The 6,317-nt window shown below is 66.0% G+C and carries 8 protein-coding genes and 1 pseudogene; all 9 read right to left on the reverse strand.

The annotated features are described in order from the left end of the window. Positions 1-123: 123 nt before the first annotated feature. A complete protein-coding gene (locus tag PGX04_RS21085; protein ID WP_273740304.1) occupies positions 124-1,362 on the reverse strand; it encodes a cation:proton antiporter in 1,239 nt (412 codons plus the stop codon). A 148-nt stretch (positions 1,363-1,510) separates the two neighbouring features. Then, a complete protein-coding gene (locus PGX04_RS21090) occupies positions 1,511-2,998 on the reverse strand; it encodes an MATE family efflux transporter (RefSeq protein ID WP_273740305.1) in 1,488 nt (495 codons plus the stop codon). Continuing rightward, positions 2,995-3,627, reverse strand: a complete 633-nt coding sequence (locus PGX04_RS21095; protein ID WP_273740306.1) for a TetR/AcrR family transcriptional regulator — start codon at positions 3,625-3,627, stop codon at positions 2,995-2,997. The genes PGX04_RS21090 and PGX04_RS21095 overlap by 4 nt, the downstream gene beginning before the upstream one ends. A gap of 240 nt (positions 3,628-3,867) precedes the next feature. Beyond that, positions 3,868-4,320 (reverse strand): RNA-binding protein, encoded by a 453-nt coding sequence (locus PGX04_RS21100; RefSeq protein WP_273740307.1) that lies wholly within the window; start codon positions 4,318-4,320, stop codon positions 3,868-3,870. Positions 4,321-4,420: 100 nt separating this feature from the next. Beyond that, positions 4,421-4,639 (reverse strand): DUF1918 domain-containing protein, encoded by a 219-nt coding sequence (locus tag PGX04_RS21105; protein WP_273740308.1) that lies wholly within the window; start codon positions 4,637-4,639, stop codon positions 4,421-4,423. Positions 4,640-4,737: 98 nt separating this feature from the next. Beyond that, positions 4,738-5,088, reverse strand: a complete 351-nt coding sequence (locus tag PGX04_RS21110; protein ID WP_273740309.1) for a hypothetical protein — start codon at positions 5,086-5,088, stop codon at positions 4,738-4,740. Further along, positions 5,085-5,897 carry a succinylglutamate desuccinylase/aspartoacylase family protein gene (locus tag PGX04_RS21115; RefSeq protein ID WP_273740310.1) on the reverse strand — a complete coding sequence of 271 codons (813 nt, stop codon included), beginning with the start codon at positions 5,895-5,897 and terminating at the stop codon, positions 5,085-5,087. The genes PGX04_RS21110 and PGX04_RS21115 overlap by 4 nt, the downstream gene beginning before the upstream one ends. Positions 5,898-5,991: 94 nt before the next feature. Further along, a complete protein-coding gene (locus tag PGX04_RS21120; RefSeq protein WP_273740311.1) occupies positions 5,992-6,168 on the reverse strand; it encodes a hypothetical protein in 177 nt (58 codons plus the stop codon). Positions 6,169-6,228: 60 nt separating this feature from the next. After that, positions 6,229-6,317, reverse strand: a pseudogene (locus PGX04_RS21125) (type 1 glutamine amidotransferase domain-containing protein); the annotation flags it as partial.

Consider the following 6,317-nt stretch of genomic DNA (forward strand, 5'->3'; position numbering starts at 1 on the left):
GTCGCCACCCACGACGTGGACTTGCATACCTCTCCCTGCTGGCGCGGGCGGCAAAAACGCCCCGTTCGAGCGCGGCTGGGACGGCGGCCGTCTCGACGGGTGACGTCGAGCCGCGGCCGGCACTCAGTCCTCGGTCACGGTCGCCGAATCGACGTAGACGAGTTCGTCCGCCGACTCGAGCACGCGCACGCCCCAGGTGACGGTCACGGGGACGAGCGCGGTCGTGAAGACGGCGATGAAGACGAGAATCGAGAACATTTCCGCGCCGATGACGCCGGCCTCGTAGGCGACCTGCGCGATGATGATCTCGACGGTCCCGCGGCCGTTCATCCCGAAGCCGACGACCAGGCCCTCGCGGGAGGTCAGCGACGTCGGCAGCGAGAACAGCCAGGAGCCGATGATCTTCCCGAGGAACGCGACGACGACCAGCACCGCGAGCACGACGAACGAGTCGAAGAAGACCCCGAACGTGATCTGGAAGCCGACCGTGACGAAGAAGACGGGCGCGAAGAGCCCCATCGCGAGGTCGTACATGACCGTGTGCATGTGCTCGTAGAGGCCGGGTTCCACGTCGGCCTGCCGGAGGAACATCCCCGCCATGAACCCGCCGATGATCATGTGTAGGTCCGCGAGCGTCGCGAGCTGTGCGAACAGCAGGGAGACGAGCAGGGCGAACGTGAACGCGGTGGTCCGATCGACGAACCCGTACCGCTCGCGCTGACGCTCGATGTATCGCCACGCGATCGGCAGGAACCGATAGCCGATCACGAGCGTCACCGCGAAGAAGCCGATCGCTTGCAGGAGAATCACGCCGATCTCGTTCGGATCGAGTCCGCCGGCGGTGACGTAACTATTGACGCCGGCGAACACGATGAGGACGCCCACGTCGGAGGCGAGCGCGCCGCCGAGCAACACGTTCGCGATCCGGGTATCCAGTAGCTCGAGGTCGGCGAGGATCCGGGACTTCGTCGCGAGCGACGTGGCGGCCATGGCGAGTCCGAGGAAGAGCGCCGCGCCGACGGAGACCCCGAGCCAGACGCCGGCCGCGTAGCCGAGTCCGAACGGGATGACGAACGCGCCGAAGGCGATCAGTAGCGATTGCGGACCGAGCTCGAACAGTTCGCGGAGGTCGACCTCCATGCCGACGTAGACCATCAGGAGGAAGACGCCGAGTTCGGACAGCACCGAGAGCAGTTCCGAGGGGTGCAAGAGGCCGAGCAACGCGGGGCCGAAGGCGATGCCGGCGAACAGCTCCCCCATCATCGTCGGATAGCCGAGGCGCTCGGCGAGCGCGCCGAACACCCACGCGACTGACAGGACGAGCAGGAGGCTCAGAATATCGATATTGACGGTCTCGACCATCGACTACCTCCGCGCAGCGCGACTCGAGCGGTTCACTCGCTGTGTTCGGTCGTCGGCCCGCCAGCACGAACTGTCGAAGGGGAATCGCATAGTGACTCGGCTCGTGAGTTCGTCACCTCACGGGCACTTTACTGAATGGGGTGGGTCGTTAGTCGTTCGTGCTCGCGTCCGTCTCGCCGACCTCGAGGTCGTCGCCGAGACCGGGAGCGGCCGGCCCGTCGGTCACGTCGGCGTCGCGCCAGGTCCCTCTGCGGTACCAGCCGTAGGCGAGGCCAGCACCGACGACGTTCGAGGCGGCGAACGCGAGCCAGATTCCGCGGTACTCCATCGCCCCTTGCGAGAGGACGTAGGCGATCGGGAGTCGGACGACCGCGTAGGTCACGAGGACGATCGCCGCCGCGGTGAGCGTCTTCCCGGTGCCGCGGAAGCTTCCGTTGTAGGCTCGCATCACGCCGATGAAGCCGAACGACGGCGCGACGTACCGGAGGAACGTGACGCCGACCTCGATGACCTCGGGGTCGTCGGTGAACGTGGCGGTGATGGGCCGTGCGCCGAGCCACGCCACGACGGCCAGCGCGCCGAGGACGACGAACATGGTTCGAGCGGCGAAGTTGGCGGCCGCTTCCGCGCGCTCCGGTTTGTCGGCACCGACGTTCTGTCCGGTCATCGTCTCGACGCCGCGGGCGACCGCGATCGCCGGGAGGAAGATGACCGAGAACACGCGGGTGCCGATACCGTAGGCCGCGACGACGTAGGTCGGGAACAGGCCGACGATCACCAGCAGGAGGTTGATCGACAGGGCCCTTCCCATGCCCTCTATCGACGCCGGAAACCCGATTCGAACGAGTTTCGTGGCGAACGAGACGTCCGGACGCATCTGGCGGAGCCGAATCCGGACGCCTCGCGTCCCGCGGAACATGATCGCCAGCCCGACGACGAGCGCGAGGGCGCGGGAGAAGACCGTGGCGATCGCCGCCCCCTCGATGCCGAGTTCGGGGAACGGCCCCCAGCCGAAGATCAGGAACGGGTCGAGGACGACGTTGAGGAGAACGGAGCCGAGCATCACCAGCATCGGCGTGATCGTATCGCCGTAGCCCCGCATCAGCGCGATGAAGACGAAGAAACCGAACATGAATGGCATCCCGAGCGAGATGACCTCCATGTAGTCGGTCGCCAGCGGCAACACGTCCGGCGATGCGCCGAGGAGTCCGAGCAGTCCGTCGACGAAGACGTAGCCGACCAGTCCGAGGGCCACCGCACCGAGCAACGACAGGGCGACCGTCTGCGAGGCGGCGTACTCCGCCTCGGACTCCTCGTTCGCACCGATGTGCTGGGCGACGAGCACGCTCCCGGCGACGGACAGCCCCATGCCGACGGAGATGAGCAGGAAGACCATCGGAAACGCGAAGCTGATCGCCGCGAGCGCTTCGGTGCTATACTGCCCGAGCCAGAACGTGTCGATGAGGTTGTAGGCCGTCTGCAACAGGTTCGTCACGATGATCGGCAGCGAGAGGTAGAACAGCGGACCAGCGATGTCGCCGGCGGTCAGATCGAACTCGTCGCGGCCCTTGAACAGCCCGGACAGTCGATCGAGACAGCGCGAGAGCCACCCCACGAGTCGGTCGAGAACGCTCATTCGCCGGCCTCCCGGTCCTCGTCGGTCGTCGCCGCGTCCCGCTCGGTCGCCCCGTCAGCCCGCAGGATTTCGTCGATGTACTCGTGGACGTACTGGCGCGTCCGTTCGGGCGGGCGATCGACCGCGGCCGCTCGCGTCTGTGCGCCGTGAAACAGCGTGACGAGGAAGTCGGCCGTCTCGTCCGGGTCGATATCCGGACGGAACTCCCCCGCCTCGAGGCCGTCCGCGACGAGGGTCGCGATGCGCGCCTGAAGCGCGCGGTCGAACGCGCCCAGTTTCTCCCGGTAAACCTCGTTGTACGGCGCTTGAGCCTTGATCTCGAGGATCGCCGTCCGGAACTCCTCGGCGGACTCCTCGTCCGCCGGCGTCAGCAGTTCCTCGAGGAACTCGTGGAGCCGTTCGGCCGGCGTCTCGCCCGGAATCGTCTCGGTTCGCTCCTCGAACCTGTTCAGGAGATACTCCAGAAACGACTCGAGGAGGTCCTGCTTGCCCTCGAAGTGATAGTGGAGCGTTCCCTTGCTTTTGGTCGACTCCTCGGCGATATTCTGCATCGTCAGATCCGCGTAGCCGTGCGTACAGAGCGCTCGATACGTCGCCTCCATAATATCGTCGATCGTCTCGTCCGTCATTCAGTGAGTATCGGAACTTACTGACTGGCCAGTCAAAAGTCCTTCGTACCCAGTAGACCGCGTTCGGCCGGATCGACGAGTCGTGCCCAGCGGATCGCGTTCGATCAGATCGGCGCGTTCCGCTGGCGGACGAGAGCAGCGAGACACGGTAGAACCGAACCGGCTGTCGCCGCTGAACGGCAGCAACCGGCCGAAAACAGCGTCCGATACTGAGAGGTCAGCGACCGACGGCGAGGTCGATTACTCCCGCTCGCGCAACCGCTCGAGGACGTCCTCGGCGTTTTCGACGGCCTGTTCCTTCTTCGCCGGGTAGGCCTCGACCTTTCCGCGGAAGGTGATGCCCTGCCCGAGGCGGACGTCGCCCGCGAAGGCCGCCTGCTTGTCGAGTCGGAGAAACAGTTCGGTGTTTTCAGTGACTCGATCGTCGAGTTCGTCGATCAGTTCGTCGAAGGACTCGAGGTCGGCCAGCCGCGAGAGGACGTGGCGGACGTCGTCGGCCTTCTCCACGCGTGCCGAGAGGACGAGGATGCGGTCGCCGTAGTGGCCCTCGCTCTCGGCGCGTTCGATCTCGAACGGCTCGTCGTCGCCGTCGTCGGGGAGGAACGTTCGGAGCGCCTCCTCGACGCGTTTCTCGTCCTCGGTGGCGTAGCAGAACGTCCGTAAATCGACGTAGTGAAGCGGGATCTGTGGCATCTGCGATTCGAAGTGTGAATGTGGTCTGCGGGCGCGGTGTCGTCGGTGCGGTGACGGTCGGCGAGTAGACTCGAGGGGTGAACCGACCCGCGAGCGGGATCTATTCCTCGTCGGCGTCTGCGTCCGTCTCCTCGTCGGCGTCGTCGGCCGCCTCGAGGTCGTCTTCGGGGACGCCGGCCTCCTGGCCGTCGTCGAAGCTGATGGTGTAGGTGACGTCGCCGAACATCGACTCCATCGTCTGGGAGACGGTGCCGATCTCGCCGTCGAACTCGCTGTGCTCGTCGTGGAGGACCACGCGGTCGTCTTCCTCGAAGCTCATAGGAACTGATTCCCCGTCTGCGTGTAAAAAGGGACTGATTCGTTGCAACACGAACCGTCACGCGCGATCGTCCATCGATCGCGGTCGAGGCCCGTCCGTTACAGCCGTTCGCTCGAGTCGCTACCCCTCCGATCGCGCCACCACTCGTAGCCCGAGCCGACGATGGCGGCGATGCCGGCGGTACCGGCGAGGAACGGCACCCAGTAGGCCCAGAAATCGAGGCGGGGCGCGATGGCGTTTCCGATCGCGGTGCCGATGGTATAAATCAGGTAGCCCGGCAGTGCGAGCGGCGAGAAGAGCCGCGTCTCGAGCCAGCCCAGTCCGAACGGAACGACCAGCAGCGCGAACGTGGCGAGCGTCGCCGGACTCGTCGCGATCCGGCGGAGCGACACGGGCAGTCGACCGTCGCGCTCACCGTCGGTGGGCGCGCGTCGGTTTCCGTCAGTCATGCGCCACCTCCGCGCTCGAGCAGGCCGTGCAGCTCGAGGACGTGTGCAGCCGCCAGTCGCGACAGTTCGACCATCGTGGAGTGATCGAGCAGGAACTCGGTGGTTTCGAAGATGTAGGCGCTCGCCTCGAGTTCGCGCGCGGCGTGTTGGAAGAGCAACGGCCCGGTGAGGGAGCTCTCTCGGGCCGTAAACCTGTGGAACGGCAGATACCACGGGACGGCATCCTCGTTGAGGCGGTCGGCGAGGCGCTCGCCGCGGGCGTCGGGCGAGTGAAAGATCGCCTGCCCGACGAACTCCCGATGGAGACCGTAGACTCCGAGCGATCGATGGAGGTCGAGCACGACGTCCGGTTCGTGGGTCTCGACGGCGTCCCAGATGCCCGCTGCGAGTTCGCTCCGGGGCTCACGATCGGCCGGAAACTGTCGATTCAGGTCGCCGTCGGCCCCTCGGCGTTCGTCGTTCTCGACGGCCACGCGATTGGTCTCGGGAACGACGACGAGCGTCCCCGCGTCGGGACGCCAGTCGGAGATTTCGTGAGCGGCCTCGATCCCGCTCCGTTCGTCGCCGTGGACGCCGCCGAAGATCATCGCGGTCGGGCCGTCGTTCGGCGCGTCGATCTCGTACAGCGGCGTTTCGTGGTCGGTTCCGGGACGGATCATCTCCGTGTTCGAACTCCCTTCGCCGGTATCGGGAGGCTCGCGAGCCGCCTCGAGCAGGCGCTCGTTGCCCGACGGCTGACTCACGACGCCCGATACGGCAATCCCCGCGAGCACGCTCGCGCCGCCGGCCAGATACGTCCGACGTCTCATTGGACGGGAGAAGAACGGACGAGCTAAAGCCCCTTCTCATTCGTGACGCGAACAGTGTCACAGTGGTTTCAGGTCAGCACAGAGTGGTCGTCGCTTACCGCACGTTTTCGAGCGCGACGGCGGTGTCCGACATGAGCCACGCGTCCTCGCTGTCGACGCGTTCGATACTGAGCGCGAAAAACGACTCTCGTCCGTCATCGACGGTGATGCAGTAGCCGCGACTCCGTACCGGCCCGGTCTGTACAGCGGTGTTCGATTCAGCGGAAGCCACACGCTCACCTGGGACGGCGCGCGTATAACGGACTCGGATCGAGCGGGCCGTGGAGCCCGATCAGACGTCCAGTTCCTCGAGCAGGGTCTCGGCCGCGGCGCTCGAGGAGCCGGGGCCGCGGGCGGTGACGAGGTCGCCGTCGACGGTGA

It is taken from the genome of Natrinema soli (genome assembly GCF_028618695.1).